The 1,370-nt window shown below is 34.3% G+C and carries 1 protein-coding gene; it reads right to left on the reverse strand.

From position 1 onward, the window contains the following. Positions 1 to 261 precede the first annotated feature (261 nt). On the reverse strand, positions 262 to 408 hold the full coding sequence (locus BUC23_RS17600; protein ID WP_167365611.1) for a hypothetical protein: 147 nt from the start codon (positions 406 to 408) through the stop codon (positions 262 to 264). Between the last annotated feature and the right edge of the window lie 962 nt (positions 409 to 1,370).

The raw sequence follows: 1,370 nt of genomic DNA on the forward strand, positions 1-1,370 counted from the left end.
TTTGTCAAGGAACTTTGCTTGTTTTGCGGGGTGCAAATGTAACATCCGTTTTCTAATCTCACAAGCTTTTGCAAATCTTTTTTTTGAAAATAAATTCTCGTTTCAGATTCAGATTACTTGTCAGTTTGTTAATGAACGTATGCTTGTTGCGGGTGCAAAAGTACCACCTTTATTCGCTTTTACAAGCTTTTTTAAACCTTTTTTTTGATGTTTTCTTAACGCTCGCTTTAACTCGCTGGAAACGTGAATTTTGAAAGTGAATTATTTCCTCTTTAGTTTACCTCTAAATGCCTTAAAACCGGTTATACCAACAATTTTACCGCTATTATAGCTGCAGCCACACAATCTTGTCTCTTCTTCTTTACTTAATCCGTCTTTCTGCAAACCCGCATTTAGTACTAATTTCACCTTCTGATTCCTTTTTTTATACCTCAAGACTCCAATCAAGTATACTACACTCCAAATTAGGAATACTATATATAACAAACACCACAAAACTTTTTTCCCGTGGAACAACCTTCAAAACCGCCCACCTGCATAAAGTTCAACAGAATTTATAAGCAAAGGTGTAATTTATTTTAAATTAAAAGCCATACACTAATATCATGCTCTACTTTATTACCAGGAATAGAAAATCCTGAAGTTAATTGATTAAAAAAAAGTCTTATTAATCTGCAAGAAACCACTCTACCTGCGGCCATACCAAGAAAAACCCACCGTTTGGTATGAAATGTTTTGAAATATTGGTACCTAGTGCTGTATAAAAATGAAAAAAATCAGCAGTCTTCTTCGTATTCTAAAAAAATAGGGATCAAGAGTATATGATGTGAGTTGAGATTTAGTTTGTGAAAGATTTTTTCTAACTTTTATCTGTTCAAGAAGTAAATAATAGGTAATGCCGTATAACTACTCTTTATCTGCAATGGTAAAAAATAAGAAAATAACAAAAAAAAATCTGCTATTCTCTACTGCATTTTACAAATTACAACTCTCAGCGCGCTACCAATCCTATAAATTCAGTAAAAATCAACGACTAAATTTGCAAAATCATTTCTTTACATCATTGAGGCTATAATGCTAAAAAAAATCCACATCAAACGAATGATGCGGATTTAATAGCATCTGAATTACTTCAGATTAAAGAAAGGCGACGAATCGAGGCAATAGCCGAACACGTCGAGCTGCTGTAAAACAAAAAACCCTCATTAAATTCATGATGAGTATATTTTAGAGAAAGGCGACCAACGCAAAGGTTAGCCCCAAACTTCTGTACAACAAAAAATCCCCATCAAATGAATGATGAGGATTCTTCAAAGAAAGGCGACGACATACTCTCCCACATAACTGCAGTACCATCTGCGCAGGCGGGC

Source organism: Flavobacterium xinjiangense (genome assembly GCF_900142885.1).
Classification (GTDB): domain Bacteria; phylum Bacteroidota; class Bacteroidia; order Flavobacteriales; family Flavobacteriaceae; genus Flavobacterium; species Flavobacterium xinjiangense.